This window comes from Bacteroides sp. An19 (genome assembly GCF_002160215.1).
GTDB lineage: Bacteria > Bacteroidota > Bacteroidia > Bacteroidales > Bacteroidaceae > Phocaeicola > Phocaeicola intestinalis.
The window spans coordinates 25965-42168 of record NZ_NFKD01000013.1; the positions used below are offsets into that span (position 1 = coordinate 25965).

The following is a 16204-nucleotide window of genomic DNA, read 5'->3' on the forward strand; positions in this document are numbered from 1 at the left end:
TGAAATCGCTAAAAAATAATTGTAATTGTAACAATTGTAACGCCTTTTGTGTAATCTGTGGTGAGAACTAAGCTCCGAAGTCTCCCCGCAACGTCCGCTTGATGCGCCGGATGGCTTTCGCCCAAAAGCCGTTGGTGCGGTGATAATAGCGGGCGAAGGCACGGCGGGCTTCTTGGTTCTCCGCGATGGGGGAAATAGGGACGACGGGGAGCGGATGCATCCACAGGTCGGAAGCATAGAGGCCTCCGCCTCCGCAATTCGTGCCCGTGCCGTCGAATCCGGTGTTCTGCACCAGCGATTTGCCCACGTTCAGCGAAAGGATACCGGCGAGGAACAGGCTGGCGTTCCAGCGTATTGCCCACGAATTGTTCTTGCCGGCTATCTGGCGGCGCAGCATGCGGGTGAAGGGATAATTCCCGTTGAAATCAAAGGTGTGGGTCAGGCGGCGTTCTTCCAGCTGGGCGAGCAAGGCTTTCCCGTCGGGATTGAAATGCCGCCAGGCACGTGCCCACGTTGCCCAGCCCCAGCTTCCGGTCCACTTGATAAGGAAGGTGTCGGGCAGCGAAGGGTCTTTCGTGAAGTCGCACGCCTGGATATGTCCTACCCGCTCTTCGTCCTTGTACGTTTCCAGCGCATCGTTCATAAAGCGCAGGAAGTAGGGCGACACCACCAGGTCGTCTTCCAGCACAATCACACGCCCGTAGGCATTGACCTGCGTGCTTACGCCATCGATGATGTTGCGGGCAAGACCCCAGTTCTCGGAGCGTTCGATAAGTGTAACCTGTTTAAAGCCTCCGATGCTCCGGATGTACCGGCGCACTTCGTCCACATTCGGACGGTCTGCCTCGTTTCGGGCTTGGTCGGCATAGATAAAGAGGCGGCTCTCTATTGCCTCAGCATTGGTTTGCAAAGATTCGATAACCCGGCGTGTATGTTCGGGGCGGTTGTAGACGAAAAGGAGAATCGGAGCGTACATGCTTTAATGAATAATTAATAGTTAATAATTAATAGCGGGTTGTTTCATTCAAGTAAGAAGTGCGGCGCTTCCATGCGGGTTCGCCGGCGGATGCATATAACTTCGTGCGTCTTTCCACTTAGCTTCAAGGCAAGATGCAGATAGGTGCATCCGTCTTTCCACTTATGATGCATGAAGGCGAGCAGGCTTTTCTTCACGCAGGCAAGGACGCTATAGGCGAAAGCGTTTCCGAAAGTGCGGTTCAGGTTGGTGTATTCGGAGAGCAGATACACGTACTCGGTGCGGAAAAACACCTCACGGGTCATGGGGCGCGACTGGCGGTCATGGCAACCGAATGCCGTAGGTACGTAGCCCACTTTCAATCCGTGGCGGTGCAGGCGGTTCACGTAGTCCTTGTCTTCGCCATAATGGTAGAAGAGGGGCGAAAATCCGCCCAGCCTTTTCAGCGTGCGGACGGGGATGAACCAGAATGCCGCGTTGATGAAAGGGGCTTCTATCACGTCCTGGTCGTGCGGAATGCGTGCAGGGTCGGTCTGATGCACATAGCTGGCGAATCCATGGTCCAGCCGGTTGCCCGTTCCGTTCAAGTGTACAGGCGAGAGGATGCCGTATTCGGGATGCTTCTCTGCCTGGGCAGCCAGGAATCCGATGCTGTCCGGTGCCACCCATGCGTCTTGGTTCAGCAGGAATACGGCATCATAGCCTTCTTCCAGCGCAAGGCGCATGCCGATGTTGTTCGCCTGTCCGAAACCTAAGTTCTCTCCGTTGGCGATGAGGCGCACATGCGGGTAAGCGTTCCGGATGGTTTGCACGGTATCGTCTTGCGACTCGTTGTCGATAACCAGCACATCGGTGGGATAATCCGAGTGGGACAGGCTCTCCAGACAAGGTTTTATCCATCGGGTGAAGTTGTAAGATACAATGATAGTCAGTATTTTCATGGTTTTATTTTTATATTTTACAATTTACAATTTACGATTTACTATTTCTCCATGCGGCATTGTAAATAATGCCAATCAGGAGTTAAAAGGGAGTTATAGGTAGTTATCGCCCGCCAATGCGGGCTGGGAGTTAGATGCCAATACCTTTTGCACCGCTTTCAGAAGTAAAGCTATTGGCTTTTAACTCCTGAACGAAGTGATAACTCCTGTGAAACATAACTACGTTTAACTTCTGATTCGCATAAATAGTAAATAGTAAAATCGTAAATCAATCGAATCGCATCCGCAAGGTTGTCCACCGGTCGCGCAGACGCTTGACGAGGCTCACGGCAGGCACGCCCGTCCACGCTTTTGCCTTTTCCCAAAAGCGGGCCTCATCGCCCAGGCCTTTTTGCTTTTCGAGGAGCCGGAAGAGGCGGTACAGCCCCCGCTTTTTCTCGTAAGGCAGATGCCATACGGCAAGATGCTCGTCTCCGGGACGGACGTTGTTGAATTGCGGAGAAGTCCACATCCGCTTTACATAACGGTTTGCTATGGCATTGCGTAAGTCCAGCCGCTCGGCAAGCATGCTGAGCACGTGCGCTTCTTCGTTCAGTTTGGGAGCTTGGAGGCCGGCTCGGGCAAGGTTGAATGCCCAAAGTTCAGGATATGCCTCATTGATACGGTAGACGTTGTCGCCTCTCAGCCCGATGAATTCCCCTCCGTAGTAAGCAAGTGGCAAACGGGGAGGTTTGCTGTAGCAGGCTTCGTAGAACGCTTCCATCTGCGGCAGGGTGATGCCGTTAATAGTAGCGGAACGGTCGGTGATAAACTCATAGAGTGCACTCCCATTGTTGCGGATTTCATCGAAAAGTGGGTCAAGCGGCATACGGCACAAACAATCAGCATCGCACACCAGCAACGTATCATCCGCCTGCATCCGTCCGTCCATCCCGCTAAGAATATCGTATAGATAGAATTGGTTCTGCCATGCTTCGTACCATCCCTTCGGCGGACGCCGTGTATAAGGAAGTGTGACGGTCTCCACGCTTAATTCATCGAACAATTCCAGCAGGAAACGGGGCAATCCTTCACGCTTCAGATTCGTGAAGAACAGCAGCCGTGCCGCAGGGTTATAGTGCCGGAAGGTGCGGAAGAAAGGCACCTGTATCTGCATATACACCGAGTGCACCAGTGCTGAGTCGCCCTTCTGCCCCATCTGCGGGTAGAAGCTCGCCTCGTCCGCCGATTCGCGGTAGAACCAAGTAGCTATGTAATCGGTCATAATTGAGTTGTCTTAAATTCACGTCCAAAGTTAGTTTTATTTTCCGATAATCCACCTTCGAAGCAGAGGAAAGTGTCTTCCGGTCCCCAAAAACCGTGTCCCGAAAACATCCGTGTGGATAAGTTGGCACATTCGGACGTATGCAATATGCCTCTACATGGGATGTTTGCGGTATTCTTTTTTATGATTGTAAAAAATCACGGCAGGTAATGCCTTATCCACTCGTTTACGTCGTAGGCGGCGCGGACGGTTTCGGGCACTTCGGCAAGGGGGCTTTCGATGAAGGCGCGGAGCTGTTCTTCCGGATCCTTGCCAAGGATAAAGACGTTTTGCGGACGGTAGAAGTCATAGCGTGCTATCTCCGGATTATCGGTCAAGAGCTTTTTGCCGTAGAAGAGGGCTTCGAGGGGGCGGCGCGTCAGGCCGGTCTGTCCCTTCTGGCTGATGTCAATAACGCAGCGCGTGCGGGCAAGGCGATCGAGGTACTGGGGATAGGTGAGCTTCTCCGCCGGCGTGCGGGGGATAACGAAATCGCACGTGAGGCCTTCGGCTTCAAGGCGTGTGCGGAGGCGTTGCAGCGTGCCGGCGCGGTCTTTGGGCAGGCCGCAGAAGAAGCAATCGGAGTCGATGTTGTCGGGCTGGTGTTCGGGATAACGGAAGTATTGTCCTGTACATGCCATTCCGTAGCGTTCCGCTTCGCAGGGGTCGAAGCTCGTCAGGCGGTATCCGAGGGCGCGGATGGCTTGCAGTTCTTCGGCAGGACGGCGGAAGGTGGTGCCGACAGGGTTGCAATAGTAAATGTAGCAGGGCACTCCCTCGGGCAGGTAAGGGCGGATGGCGCGGAGCACCCGCACGTTGCACGCTTCGTAAATCAAGATGGCATCGCCTGCCTCGGCATGGATAATCCGGTCGAAGTATTTCTTCGGGAACCAATAATATAAGATTCGCTTGGGCAAGGGGATGCGTCCGGCAAGCAGGCTTCGGGTGATTCCTTTGAACCGTCCGGAGGGATAGCGCAGGAAGTCGGGCAGCATCACGATGTGCTGCTTCACTTCGGGCTTCAAGCCTTCGAAGATTTCAAGCGGGGGGCTGACTACGTAAAGGGTGCTCATGGAGTATGTTGAAACGCAGATTAACGCGGATTTCCGCAGATTGTTTTTATTATATGAATTTCGCATTCCACCCAATGCCTTGTAGGGGCAGGGTCTGCCTGCCCGAAAACGTCTACGTGAATGCATACGGGCGGGCTAACCCCGCCCCTACAGGGAATGATTGCGGATATTCAAATTTTACTATTTGGTTTCGCCTTCGAAATGGTAAACTATTTTATCGGCGTAAGGAACCTGAAACGTTTCGTATTTCTCGCCGTTTACCCATAACTCTGCCGGGGCAATATTGAATGAAATATAATTCTTTTGATTATAATATTCATAACGACCGTCATAAAGCGAAGAAAAAACAATTCGGATGGTAGGCGGTGCTCCCAATCCACCGTAAATGATAGCATCTTCAGGATATAATCTAAAATTGGTATAAGTCTCACCTGTTGCATTTAAAAATTCATATCCGGCAGTAACCGTAATTTCGCCGATATCACACAGCCGTTGGGCTACGCTTTTATCCGAAACCATTTTGGCTATCGGCTCCAACGGCATAATAAACATCAGTGAATCGCGGGAGCGGGCTACGGTTTTTAAGGTATCAAGAGTCAGACTATCCTTACGGCAAATTACTTCTACTGTTCCGTAATAATCATCCTTCATATTAAAAAGGAACCGCTGGATTTCATCACGTGAAAAGAGGTCTTCGTCTTTGTTGCAACTCATAAAGCAGCAAAGGCTAAGGAGCATCGCTCCTACTAATAAGTATCTTGTTTTCATAATGGGTTGGTATTTTGATTGTTTCCGCAAATGTAGCAAAGTTCCGTTAGTTTGCAAACGGTTTACGCCCGTTTCTTCTTGAAGAGGTAATCGATGCATTCTTGCAGGATTTCGGCACGGGCGATCCTCATGACGAGGAAATAGCACCCTGCCGCTACAATGACTTTCGTAAGAAAAGTGACGGCGAGCGGGCCTCCTGCCATATAGGCACTCAGCCACCCTGCCGAGCAGGCAAGCAATGCGGAACAGAGAAAAGGAAGCAGGTCGAGTAGTAAGGCTTTTACTTTTAGTCCGATGAACCGCCGGGCAAAGCCTTGCCACACGAACAGCCATACGATGTTGAGGCACACGTTCACGACCACCATTGCGTAGATGCTTCCGCCCAGTTGTATTAATACTAAGACGGTGAGGAGCTGGAGCACGACCTGTGCGATGATATTTCCCATATAGATGTCCGATTTCCCCTGGCTGATGATGAGGCTGGAGAAGAGGGTGTTGAGGGGAACGAAGGCACCTCCGATGCAGAGCAATTGCATCAAGGGGATACTGCCTGTCCACTTTTCGCCTACGGTCAGGAGAATCAGCTCGTGTGTCACGATAGAGAGTCCGAACATCGCCGGAAAAGCAAGGAAGGCACAGAAGCGGAGTATCTTGCGGAATACGCGCAGGGAGCGTTCGCGGTCGTCGCTGATGCTTGCCAGTACAGGTTGTGCCACGCTGCCCATCATTCCTGTAATAAATTGATGCCCCGTGGCGTTCCATTTATTGGCTTGGTTATAATTGCCCACCGCCTGCGGGTTGAAGTATTTTCCCAGTATGACCGAAAGCAGGTTGTTGTTCAGCTGGTTGGCGATATTGGTGATGAGCAACTTGCTGCTGAAAGCGAAGAGCGGCTTCAGCGGGCGGAAATCAATCCGGAACGTAGGGCGCCACGGCGAGAAATACCAGCTGCATATTGTCACGACAATCAGGTATGTAAGGCTTTGTGTGGCGATGCCCCAGTAGGAAAATCCGTGGTAGGCAAGCGTGATGCCCAGACATCCCGATAGGATGTGGGCGATGATGCCCGAAAGTGCCTGCTGGCGTACTTTCAGATTGCGGAAAAGATAAGCTCCTTGCGCCGTGCCTAGGCTGGCAATGGGAATGGCAAGAAAGCAATAACGCGCCAATGGAACCAGTGCCGGTTCGTGATAGAAACGGGCTATCAGCGGGGCGCAGAAGAACAATACGAGGTAGGCACACACGCCGATGCCGAGACTACACCAGAATACGGCGTTATAGTCTTCGTGCCGGATGTGCTTTACATTTGCCAGTGCGGCACGGAAACCGCTTTCCTGCAATGAGTTCCCGATAAGGGTAAAGACGGTGAGCATCCCCACCATGCCGTACTCCGCCGGTCCGAGCATCCGCCCCAGGATGATGCCGAATACGAGCACAAGCAATTGCTGGGCACCGTTGTTAACGGCTCCCCAAAATAGTCCTTTCGCGGTCTTTTCCTTTAATGATTGTTCGGGCATATTGCAAGATTAAAAGATGAAACACAGATTAACGCAGATTAGCGCGGATTTTTATTTTTAGAATCTGCGAAAATCTGCGTTAATCTGCGTTTCAAGATAAAAAGATTACTTCACTTCGCTACCCGGCTTCACTTCGCGCAAGACGGAAGTGACCGCCAGTGAGCCGTCGAAGTTTTCGGCACTCAATATCATGCCTTCGCTCACTAAGCCGTTCTTGAACTGGCGCGGGGCGAGGTTGGCGATGAACAATACCTGCTTGCCCACCAATTCTTCGGGCTTGTAGTGCTGGGCGATGCCGCTCACGATGGTGCGGTTTTCCAGCCCGTCGGCTATCTTGAATTTCAAGAGTTTCTTCATCTTGGGCACTGCTTCGCATTCCAGCACCGTGCCTACGCGGATGTCCAGCTTGTCGAAGTCCTCGATGCTGACGGTCGGCTTCATAGGGTTTGCCTTGTAGGCAGCAGCTTCGTTTGCCTTCTTGGTGGCAAGCAACTTGTCCACTTGTGCCTGGATGACGTCGTCTTCTATCTTTTCGAAGAGCAGTTCCGCCTTGTTCAGGGCGTGTCCGGCTTCCAGCAGGTCGGTGCGTCCCAGTTGTTCCCAGCTGAAGGTTTCCATGTTCAGCATCTTGCGGAGCTTTTCGGAGCTGAAAGGCAAGAACGGTTCGAAGGCGATAGAAAGGTTTGCTACCAGTTGCAGGGCGATGTTGAGGATAGTTGCCACACGGTCCATATCCGTCTTTGCCAGCTTCCACGGTTCGGTATCGGCAAGGTATTTGTTGCCGATGCGGGCAAGGTTCATTGCCTCCTTCTGTGCATCGCGGAACTTGAATACGTCAAGCAGTTTCTCTACTTGTGCCTTCACGTCGGCAAATTCCTGCAGGGTTGCCCGGTCGTAATCGTTCAGTTCGCCGCAGGCGGGCACCTTGCCTTCAAAATATTTGTGGGTCAGCACGAGGGCACGGTTCACGAAGTTTCCGTATACGGCTACCAGTTCATTATTATTACGTGCCTGGAAGTCCTTCCATGTAAAGTCATTGTCCTTTGTTTCCGGAGCGTTGGCGGTGAGTACGTAGCGCAATACGTCCTGTTTGCCGGGGAAGTCTTGCAGGTATTCGTGGAGCCATACCGCCCAGTTGCGTGAGGTGGATATCTTGTCGCCTTCCAGATTCAGAAACTCGTTTGCCGGCACGTTGTCGGGCAGGATATAGCTGCCTTCCGCCTTCAGCATGGCGGGGAACACGATGCAGTGGAACACGATGTTGTCCTTTCCGATAAAGTGTACGAGGCGTGTTTCGGGGTCTTTCCACCATTTCTCCCACGAGTCGGGCAGCAATTCCTTGGTGTTCGAGATGTAGCCGATAGGTGCGTCAAACCATACGTAGAGCACCTTGCCTTCGGCTCCCTCTACCGGAACGGGGATACCCCAGTCGAGGTCACGGCTTACGGCACGCGGCTGAAGTCCCATGTCGAGCCACGACTTGCACTGGCCGTACACGTTGGGGCGCCATTCCTTGTGGTCTTCCAGAATCCACTGGCGCAGCCATGCTTCGTGCTTGTCGAGCGGCAGGTACCAGTGCTTGGTTTCCTTCATCACCGGCTGGCTTCCGCTGATGGCACTCTTCGGGTTGATAAGTTCGGTAGGCGAGAGCGTGGAACCGCACTTCTCGCACTGGTCGCCGTAAGCGCCCTCGGCGTGGCAACGCGGACATTCGCCCGTGATGTAGCGGTCGGCAAGGAAAGTCTTTGCTTCCTCGTCGTAGTATTGCATCGAGGTCTTTTCTACGAACTCGCCTTTGTCGTAAAGGGTACGGAAGAATGCCGATGCCGTGTCGTGGTGCACCTTCGAAGTGGTACGCCCGTACACATCGAACGAAATGCCGAACTCCTTGAACGAGTCGCGGATGAGCGTGTGATAGCGGTCCACGATGTCCTGCGGCGTGCATCCTTCCTTCTTGGCGCGGATGGTGATGGGCACGCCGTGCTCGTCCGAGCCTCCGATGAATAATACTTCTTCTTTCTTCAGGCGCAGGTAGCGCACGTAGATGTCGGCAGGCACATATACGCCCGCCAGGTGTCCGATGTGGACCGGCCCGTTGGCGTAAGGCAATGCCGAGGTGACAGTAGTCCGTTTGAATTTCTTTTCCATATAGCGTATGTTTTTTCTTTGATACTAAATAACTTTTGCAAAGATAGCGAATTTAAATGAAGAATGAAGAACGAAGAATGAAGAATCTTGCGGTTGCGCTTTTCCCTTCTTTTCCCTAAATTTGCAGAGACCAAAACCTTATGTGCGTATGAAACCGATGATATGTTTCTTATTGCTTGCCTTAGGAGCCTGCGGAGGACAGCAGAAGACAGGAACTCCGCTTGCGGCTGAAACCGATACGATACAGGTAAAGGAACCGGACAAAGAACCGATAATCTTGGAGCGTGAGACCGGAAAGCCGGTTTATGACATGATAGAAGGAGATACGGTCTACAGATATGCGGACAGCGGGCCGGAGTTTTCCATTCCTAAGCCTTACGGCTCGGAATATAATACGGGCTTGGAACACTACATACAGGAAGCCGTGAAGGACATCCACATCGGCGAAGGCATCTCTGTGGTCTATTTTGTGGTCAATAAAATGGGATTACCTTGTCACGTCACCCTTGCAAGGTCGGCAAAAGTATTTGCGCCTGATGCCCGTTCATACCGCCAAATGGATTCCATTGCTTGCGAGGTGGTCCGCAACCTGCCTTACTTCATCCCTGCCAGCCTTAACGGGGAGCCGGTCAACCATCTGATAGGAGTAGCGGTAAGGTTTAAATAAATGGGTAGTATTCAGATTATTTAAAAGGTTGTTATTATCTCCTTTTCTCAGCGCAGATAACTTCGTCTGGTGTAAGATTAATAATCTTCCGCTTGTAAGATTAATAATCTTGCAGCCTGAAGATTATTAATCTTACAGCGGATAGACCTATATGCGTTGAAAGCTATGAATACCATTCCTGCAAACTCTTTAGGGCTGTAACAGGCATGAAACCATAGGCAAAAGCGTAATGTCCAAACGTATGGACATAAAAAAAGGAGTACCGCTGTACTCCAACCTTTGTTAACCTTAAATCTAATACTATGAAAAACACGTTGCAAAGGTACGGACTTCTGGGAAATATGCAAATGTTTTGACTAAAATAAAATGTTTTATAACAAGAATTAAGGGATGACAACCTCTGTTTTCAGTACGGCTCTTTTTTAAGCGGTGTTTTTGTGTTTTCTTTTGAAATCTGGAAAGAAACATGGTGAACTGTTTTGAATTTATCGTGTGCTGATTTGGAATGAGTTTTTGATGTATATTCGCTTGTGTGATATATGTAGCTTTTTTGTTAAAGAAATGTAAAATGCAGCACTTGTAAGGTTACAACTTGCGGATTGTTTTTCTAACTTCGCGCCGGATTTAGAAAGAGTCCGCCCTACGAATATGACACAGAAGAAAACTTACATCGTCCGTTTTAGTAACAAAATTCATGATTTCCACGCATGGGGCGTGGCGGCTTTGATTTGATGGCCGGCTTCGGTATACGACAACGGGGATTTCCATTTTTTCATTCAACCATTTTTTAATCAGTTACATTATGAGCAAAAACTTTAGGCTCATAGTGCCTTGCTTGGTGGCACTATGCAGCCTGCACCTTTGTGCCCAACCGCGAGTGATGGGCATCGATGAACTGTTCCGCCTTGCCGATGCGAACAGTACAAGCATACAGGCGTATGCGACAGGAAAAGAAGCTGCCGCCGAAGCACTGAAGGCGGCAAAAGCGCAACGTCTGCCTGACATCAGCGCCTCGCTTTCGGGCAGCTATTGGGGCGACGGGAAGCTGTGGAACCGCGATTTTGGCAATGCCACCCACATTGACATGCCCCACTGGGGGAACAATTTCGCCCTCGAAGCCCAACAGGTTATCTATGCCGGAGGGGCGGTGAACAGCGGTATCGAGCTGGCAAGGCTTGATAAGCAAAAGGCGGAACTGGACTGGGAGAAGAACAGGCAGGATGTCCGCTTCCAGCTCGTGGGATATTACCTCGACTTGTACAAGCTGAACAACCAGGCGCAGGTACTGGAAAAAAACCTCGCCCTCGCCCTGCAGGTGATAGCCGACATGCAGGCACGGCGCGAGCAGGGCACCGCTTTGCAAAACGACATCACCCGCTATGAGTTTCAGAAAGAAAATCTGAAACTGCAATTGGCGAAGGTGAACGATGCGTGCAAGATAGTAAACCACCGGTTGGTGACTATCCTGCACTTGCCCGAAGAGACGGTCGTCGTGCCTGACACAACCCTGCTTGCCACCGAAGTGCAGACACTAAGCGAAAATGACTGGCAGGAGCTTGCCACACAGACCAACATCGACTTGCGGCAGGCGGCGACGGGCATCGAGACGAGCAAGCAACTGGTGAAACGCGAACGCTCGGAACGCTTGCCTAAGGTGTCGCTCTTTGCCGCCGAACATCTGGATGGACCTATCACTATCGAAGTACCCGTTTTGGACAACAACTTCAACTACTGGTACGTGGGCGTAAGTGTGAGTTATAACTTCTCGTCGCTCTTCAAGAATACCCGCAAGCTGAAGCAGGCACGGCTGAACGTGCGCCGGGCGCAAGAGACACACGGGCTGGCACAAGAGCAGGTGGAAAATGCCGTGCAGGCAAGCTATACTTCTCTGCTGACTGCTTTTACCGAGCTGCGGACTCAGGAGAAGAACGTGCAGCTTGCTAATGAGAATTACAGCGTGACCAGCAACCGCTACCGCAACGAGCTTGCCCTGCTGACCGACATGTTGGATGCCGGCAACACCAAACTGAGCGCCGATCTTGCACTGGTGAACGCCCGCATCGACTTGGTTTACCATTATTATCAGATGAGATATGTGACACATACGTTGTAATTTTAAGGAGTTAAAGGAGTTAGAGGAGTTATCACTCCGCTTCGCTTCGTTAGGAGTTAAGCCAATAGTTTTTACTCCTTAACTTCTTAACTCCTTAACTCCTTAATTTCTTAACTCCTTAATTTCTTAACTTCTTAACTACCAAACTCAATAGACTTATGCTTACAAAAAAGACTAAAAAACAGATTTATAATACCGTAGTGATTGCCCTGCTTGCCGTGGGACTGGTTTACGTTTGCTCGCGCTTCATTCATTTGGGTGTGGAATATACCGATAATGCGCAGGTGCGTCAACATATTACGCCCGTCAATACCCGTGTGCAGGGTTTTATCAAGAAGATTTATTTCGAAGAATACCAGCCGGTGCGCAAAGGCGATACCTTGCTGGTGATAGAAGACACCGAATTCCGCCTGCGCCTTGCTCAGGCAGAAGCTGACCTTGCCAACGCCCTTTCGGGACGCCGTGCCACATCGACCGGTATCGCTACTACACAAAACAACCTGCGTGTAAGCGATGCGGGCATCGAAGAAGTGCGGGTGCAGATGCAGAACGCCGAGCGTGAATGGCACCGCTACGAGAAACTTCTGAAGCAAGATGCCGTGACACCTCAACAATACGACCAAGTGCACACGGCATACGAAGCTATTAAGGCACGTTATGAACAGCTCTTGCGTGCCAAGCAATCGACCGCCCTCACCCGTGATGAGCAGACGCACCGGCTGGAGCAGAACGAAGCGGGCATCCGGCTGGCGGAAGCAGCCGTGGATTTGGCAAAGCTGAACCTGTCGTACACCGTGATTGTCGCCACTTGCGACGGCGTGACGGGGCGCAAGGATATTCATGAAGGGCAGCTGGTGCAGCCCGGACAAACAATGGTGGATATCGTAGACGGGCAGGACTTGTGGGTCATTGCCAACTACCGTGAGACCCAACTTCCGCACATTCATGTAGGTTCGGAAGTGATGCTTACCGCCGATGCCGTTCCGGGTGTGACCTATACCGGCACGGTGGAATCTATCTCGGATGCCACGGGAGCCGCCTTCTCGCTCATCCCACAAGACAATGCTACAGGCAACTTTGTAAAGGTGGAACAGCGCGTGCCTGTCCGTATCAGCCTGAAAGGTAACGATGTGGAGAAGCTGAGTCTTCTGCGTGCTGGGCTGAATGTGGAATGTAAAGTGAAGCGTTGAGATGGGAGCGCCTGTACTTAACGGACCGTTCACGATGCCGATGGTCCGCGGCTTTGTGCCCCGTCTCATGCAGCCCTGGCTTTATGTCTTTATGGCAGTCACGTTCCAGCTTTCGGGAGGGCTTTATCTGGGTACGCTGGCAGAGATGATGGGTGAAATCACCCTGATGCGCGAGGACTTGCTAATGTGTCTTTATGCCAACCTGGCGGGAATGGCGATTTATTTCCCTCTGCTGTTCCGGATGAAGTTCCGTTTCACCAACAAGACGTTGCTGGCGGTATCTGCTACGGGTGTGTTGGTGTGCAACTTGGCTGCACCACACGTTACGTTCCTGCCCTTGCTTTGGGTAATCTGTTTCGTGGAGGGCATCTGCAAGATACAGGGTACTTTCGAATGTATGTCCACCATCCAGCTTTGGATGACGCCAAAGCGTGATTTCACGGTGTTCTTCCCCATGCTGCACATTATTATATTAGGGAGCATGCAGGTGTCCGACCTTCTTGCCACTTATCTGATGCATTACTATCATTGGTCGTACATGCATTGGTTCATGGCGGGGGTGATGATGGTTGACTTGTTGATAATCACCCTTTGTACACGGCATTTCCGCATCGTCAAGAAGTTCCCGCTTTTCGGCATCGACTGGCTGGGAGCCTTGTTGTGGGCGCTGCTCTTGCTGGAAGTGGCTTATTTCTTCTGTTACGGAGAGTTTTACGACTGGTGGAACAGTCCTGTTATTCGCGTGCTGGCAGTGATGATTGTGTCCACGCTGGCGGTGTGTGTCGGACGGATGCTTCATGTGCGCCATCCTTTCCTCGAACCGAAGATGTGGACATACAGGCATCTTTTCCCCATCTTGCTGCTCATTATGCTGGTCGAAATGTACCTTGCCGCCGAACGTTCGCTGGAAGAAGTGTTCTACGAGAGCGTGATGCATTATGAGGCGTTGGTCAGCGTCCGGCTCGACTGGCTGGTGCTGGCGGGTGTGGTGGCAGGCTGTCTTTTCGCTTACTGGTGGATGCACGTAAGACGGTTCAGTTATTTGCGCCTTCTGGCGGTAGGCATAGCTGTGCTGGCGTGTTATCTTGTAGGCTTTTATTTCACGCTTTCGTCAGAAATTCATATTTCTCAGCTTTATCTGCCTGTAGCGTGCCGTGGATTCGCCTATGCCGTACTGAGTGCTACGTTTATGGTCTGTCTGGAAGAAATTATGACGTTTCAGCACTTCTTCCAGGCGTTGAGTGTGTTCAATATGCTGCACATGGTGGTAGGCGGTGTACTGGGGGCAGCCGTCTATACCGAAGGTCTGTCTTACTACATGGCGGATAATCTGGCGCGTTACGGCACTGCTATTGATAACGTAGCAGTCAGCTCCTCGCCTTTCGATTTAGGCGGATATATGCCGGGGTTCATCGAACGGATGATGGAAGTGAGCATCAAGCAAATCTATGGCTGGGTGATTTACGCCTGCCTTCTGCTGTTCCTTCTCTTCTTGCTTTACGATGCTCCTATCCGTCGCGAACTGAAACAGATGCCCGGCTGGCGTGCTTTGAGGCGTGAGGCGGAAAAAGCTTTCAGGTAAACGGGTTTGGAGATAACATACAGACGGACACAGATTTTTCTCGATACCTTTTATTATATAAGGTGTTTATGTAAATTCTGTGTCCGTCTTGTGTTTCATTGATGCGTTATGAAGTTAAGGGGCTGAGCAAAATTTAAACAGGTTAAAGGATGCCGGTTGTTTTATTCCACTACTGTTTCTACAGGTGTTCCGATACAGCCGTTGGGCATCTGTATGCGAAGCAGGGCACAGACGGTGGCGGCAATGTCAGTCATGTGTACAGGGTGGAAAGTATTACCCGATTCGATGTGCCAACCCATGAAAAACAGCGGGATATGTGCATCATAAGGATTCCATACGCCGTGGTCGGTACCACCTGTTTTATCAGGTCGGTCAATGTTGTACCAGCCGGGTTGCATGATGAGCTGAATGTCACCGCTGCGCAGTCGGTTGTAACCATTGATGGCACGTTCGCGCACATCGGCAGGTAGGGTGGCGTTACTCAGGTCTTCCATGTCTGCCACGTAGGCAAATTGTGGGTAACTTTTCAGGAAATCAATGGCGCAGGCTTTTGCGGCGCGTAAATCAATGTTTGCTTGGCGGATGTATGCATGGTCGAAGAATACTTGATAGTTAAGGATGTCTTTCACCAGTGGATGGCCAGAGCCGAACTGTTTGTCAAGCACAGCATTGAGCGAATCTTTGACAGTGCCCGCATACCAGCCCCCGGCAGGAATTCCACAGTCTTGCATCAGGCGGAAATTGTGGGCGGCTGCATGGTCGGCAGTAAGGAAGAGAAGGTAGTTATTCTTACCTATCGTCTCGTCCAGCGTACGGAAAAAGTCGGCAAGGTCACGGTCAAGACGGAGATAAGTATCTTCTGTTTCGATGGCATAAGTTCCGAACTGGTGTCCTACGTAGTCGGTTGACGAAAGACTGACGGTGAGCATATCAGTTTCGGGACCTTGACCCAGTTGTTCACCTTTCAGTACAGCCTTGGCTAGTTCCAGCGTGAGCGAGTTGCCATAAGGAGTGGTGCGGATGACACTGTAGCCTTTCTGTTCGAACAGGTGTGAGGTGGGCACGGGCAGTATAGGAGTGTCGGCAAGGGGTAATTCGTAAGCAGTGCTGTCGGCTGTGCTTGCAGTGTAGGTCTCGATGGGGTAGAGGGTGTCCCAGTCTTGCAAGAGATATTGTCGGGCAAGGTCACGTTGGTTGAAGTCGTTCAGCCATTGGGGAAGTGATTTCCGGTAATAAGTGCTGGTGATGAAGCGTCCGGTCTCGTCATCGAACCAATAGGCTGCATCGGGTGTATGTCCGGCAGGAAGAATCGAAGCGCGGTCTTTCAAGGCTACGCCGATGACGCGCGAACGGAAGTTGGTAGCAAGTTTCAGTTCGTCGCCGATAGTGGTGACCAATAAGTTGCGTGGTGACATTTTGCCGGCAGGACTGTTGCTTCCCACACCTGTTACGGTAGGATCGTCGGTACAATATACCAGTGTATCATTCTTGTAGAAATTGTTTCCTGCAATGCCATGGATAGAGGGTACGGAACCGGTATAGATAGACGAGTGCCCGATGGCGGTCACGGTGGGTATGTAGTTGAGATGAGTGTTGTCGCAACTGAAGCCTTCGTTCATTAGGCGCCGGAAGCCTCCTTCTCCGAAACGCGGATAGAAACGGTAGAGGTAATCCCAACGCATCTGGTCGACTACAATGCCGATTACTAATCGGGGACGCTCTACGTGTGGCGAATTGGTTTGTGCCTTTATCACGAAGCTGCAACACAAGCATAATAACAGGGTGATGAAACTCTTTTTCATAATTTCTTGTCTTTTTTGATTCGGGTGCAAAGGTGTAGTTTTTGTGTTACAGGGGCGTGAAACAGGTATTACAAAAGTGATACGAATCAGATTGTCGGGATTCTTGTCCTGTCTGTCAAAAATA

At 51.2% G+C, this 16204-nt stretch carries 12 protein-coding genes; 4 read left to right on the plus strand and 8 right to left on the minus strand.

Annotated features, from left to right (window positions below; all coding sequences use genetic code 11):
- Positions 1 to 67 precede the first annotated feature (67 nt).
- The 7 genes from B5F25_RS07460 to metG form a co-directional block, all read right to left on the minus strand.
- Positions 68 to 976 carry a glycosyltransferase gene (locus B5F25_RS07460; protein WP_087207683.1) on the minus strand — a complete coding sequence of 303 codons (909 nt, stop codon included), beginning with the start codon at positions 974 to 976 and terminating at the stop codon, positions 68 to 70.
- 44 nt (positions 977 to 1020) lie between these two features.
- On the minus strand, positions 1021 to 1917 hold the full coding sequence (locus tag B5F25_RS07465) for a glycosyltransferase family 2 protein (protein ID WP_087248654.1): 897 nt from the start codon (positions 1915 to 1917) through the stop codon (positions 1021 to 1023).
- Positions 1918 to 2185: 268 nt separating this feature from the next.
- Positions 2186 to 3181 (minus strand): hypothetical protein, encoded by a 996-nt coding sequence (locus tag B5F25_RS07470; RefSeq protein ID WP_087248656.1) that lies wholly within the window; start codon positions 3179 to 3181, stop codon positions 2186 to 2188.
- A 197-nt stretch (positions 3182 to 3378) separates the two neighbouring features.
- Positions 3379 to 4293, minus strand: coding sequence for a hypothetical protein (locus B5F25_RS07475; RefSeq protein WP_087248658.1), 915 nt, complete (start codon positions 4291 to 4293; stop codon positions 3379 to 3381).
- Positions 4294 to 4473: 180 nt separating this feature from the next.
- Positions 4474 to 5061, minus strand: coding sequence for a DUF4840 domain-containing protein (locus B5F25_RS07480; RefSeq protein ID WP_140406884.1), 588 nt, complete (start codon positions 5059 to 5061; stop codon positions 4474 to 4476).
- Positions 5062 to 5123: 62 nt separating this feature from the next.
- Positions 5124 to 6578 (minus strand): lipopolysaccharide biosynthesis protein, encoded by a 1455-nt coding sequence (locus tag B5F25_RS07485; protein WP_087248662.1) that lies wholly within the window; start codon positions 6576 to 6578, stop codon positions 5124 to 5126.
- A gap of 105 nt (positions 6579 to 6683) precedes the next feature.
- Positions 6684 to 8726, minus strand: a complete 2043-nt coding sequence (gene metG / locus B5F25_RS07490) for a methionine--tRNA ligase (RefSeq protein ID WP_087248664.1) — start codon at positions 8724 to 8726, stop codon at positions 6684 to 6686.
- 148 nt (positions 8727 to 8874) lie between these two features.
- On the opposite strand from metG, the gene B5F25_RS07495 reads away from it, so the two are divergent.
- The 4 genes from B5F25_RS07495 to B5F25_RS07515 all read left to right on the plus strand — a co-directional run bounded on the left by B5F25_RS07495 (position 8875) and on the right by B5F25_RS07515 (position 14278).
- Positions 8875 to 9393, plus strand: coding sequence for a hypothetical protein (locus B5F25_RS07495; protein ID WP_140406885.1), 519 nt, complete (start codon positions 8875 to 8877; stop codon positions 9391 to 9393).
- Between the two features lie 802 nt (positions 9394 to 10195).
- The gene (locus B5F25_RS07505; RefSeq protein ID WP_087248668.1) at positions 10196 to 11506 is read left to right on the plus strand and encodes a TolC family protein; all 1311 of its coding nucleotides are present in this window, start codon (positions 10196 to 10198) and stop codon (positions 11504 to 11506) included.
- Positions 11507 to 11664: 158 nt separating this feature from the next.
- Positions 11665 to 12696, plus strand: coding sequence for an HlyD family secretion protein (locus B5F25_RS07510; RefSeq protein ID WP_087248670.1), 1032 nt, complete (start codon positions 11665 to 11667; stop codon positions 12694 to 12696).
- Between the two features lies 1 nt (position 12697).
- A complete protein-coding gene (locus tag B5F25_RS07515; RefSeq protein WP_087248672.1) occupies positions 12698 to 14278 on the plus strand; it encodes a hypothetical protein in 1581 nt (526 codons plus the stop codon).
- Positions 14279 to 14439: 161 nt separating this feature from the next.
- Here the strand turns inward: B5F25_RS07515 and pafA are convergent, their stop codons facing one another.
- Positions 14440 to 16080, minus strand: coding sequence for an alkaline phosphatase PafA (gene pafA / locus B5F25_RS07520; RefSeq protein WP_158100013.1), 1641 nt, complete (start codon positions 16078 to 16080; stop codon positions 14440 to 14442).
- Positions 16081 to 16204 lie beyond the last annotated feature (124 nt).

Bases quoted from the DNA above. Each gene is read 5' to 3' on its own strand.
- B5F25_RS07460 (WP_087207683.1), bottom strand. From the start codon at position 976: ATGTACGCTCCGATTCTCCTTTTCGTCTACAACCGCCCCGAACATACA.
- B5F25_RS07465 (WP_087248654.1), bottom strand. From the start codon at position 1,917: ATGAAAATACTGACTATCATTGTATCTTACAACTTCACCCGATGGATA.
- B5F25_RS07470 (WP_087248656.1), bottom strand. From the start codon at position 3,181: ATGACCGATTACATAGCTACTTGGTTCTACCGCGAATCGGCGGACGAG.
- B5F25_RS07475 (WP_087248658.1), bottom strand. From the start codon at position 4,293: ATGAGCACCCTTTACGTAGTCAGCCCCCCGCTTGAAATCTTCGAAGGC.
- B5F25_RS07480 (WP_140406884.1), bottom strand. From the start codon at position 5,061: ATGAAAACAAGATACTTATTAGTAGGAGCGATGCTCCTTAGCCTTTGC.
- B5F25_RS07485 (WP_087248662.1), bottom strand. From the start codon at position 6,578: ATGCCCGAACAATCATTAAAGGAAAAGACCGCGAAAGGACTATTTTGG.
- metG (WP_087248664.1), bottom strand. From the start codon at position 8,726: ATGGAAAAGAAATTCAAACGGACTACTGTCACCTCGGCATTGCCTTAC.
- B5F25_RS07495 (WP_140406885.1), top strand. From the start codon at position 8,875: ATGAAACCGATGATATGTTTCTTATTGCTTGCCTTAGGAGCCTGCGGA.
- B5F25_RS07505 (WP_087248668.1), top strand. From the start codon at position 10,196: ATGAGCAAAAACTTTAGGCTCATAGTGCCTTGCTTGGTGGCACTATGC.
- B5F25_RS07510 (WP_087248670.1), top strand. From the start codon at position 11,665: ATGCTTACAAAAAAGACTAAAAAACAGATTTATAATACCGTAGTGATT.
- B5F25_RS07515 (WP_087248672.1), top strand. From the start codon at position 12,698: ATGGGAGCGCCTGTACTTAACGGACCGTTCACGATGCCGATGGTCCGC.
- pafA (WP_158100013.1), bottom strand. From the start codon at position 16,080: ATGAAAAAGAGTTTCATCACCCTGTTATTATGCTTGTGTTGCAGCTTC.